General features: G+C 56.6%; 1 pseudogene. It reads left to right on the forward strand.

Annotated elements, in window-relative coordinates:
- Positions 1 to 737: pseudogene (locus ACTHUR_RS13830) on the forward strand (translocation/assembly module TamB domain-containing protein); the annotation flags it as partial.

Consider the following 737-nt stretch of genomic DNA (forward strand, 5'->3'; position numbering starts at 1 on the left):
TATGAAAACAAACACCTCTCGCGCGCCCTGACCGACCTGACCCTCGGCAGCAACATCGTCAAAACTAACGGCAGCTTTGGCAAAAAAGGCGACCGCCTCAACCTCAACATTACCGCCCCCGATTTGTCGCGTTTCGGCTTCGGCTTGGGCGGCCTGCTCAACGCGCGCGGCTACATCTCCGGCAGTTTTTCAGACGGTCTCAAAACCCTTGAAGCCGATTTGAACGGCGAAGCGCGCAACTTCAAAGTCGCCGATACCGTCAACATCCGCACCCTCGACTTCAAACTTAAAGGTTCGCCAGATACCAACCGTCCGTTGAGTGCCGATATTAAAGGCGAACACATCGCCGTCTCCGGCGGCGCGGCCATGATTGACAACGTCAACCTGCTCATCAGTGGCACAGGCTCGCACCACCACATCCGCGGCAACAGCAGCATGGCGGTGGACAACAAACGCTACAAGCTCGACCTCGACGCCACCGGCGGCCTCAACAAAGACCAAACCCAATGGAAAGGCACGGTTGACACGCTCGATATCAACGGCGCGTTCAACCTCAAACTGCAAAACCGCCTCAACCTCGAAGCCGGCAGCGAACGCGTTTCCCTCAGCAGCGCACGCTGGGCGGCTATGGGCGGCAGCCGCAACCTGCAAAATTTCGTTTGGGACAAGAAAGCCGGCATTACCAGTAAAGGCAGTGCACAAAATCTGCACATTACCGAATTGCACAACTTCTACAC

Source organism: Neisseria sp. P0021.S007, assembly GCF_051956855.1.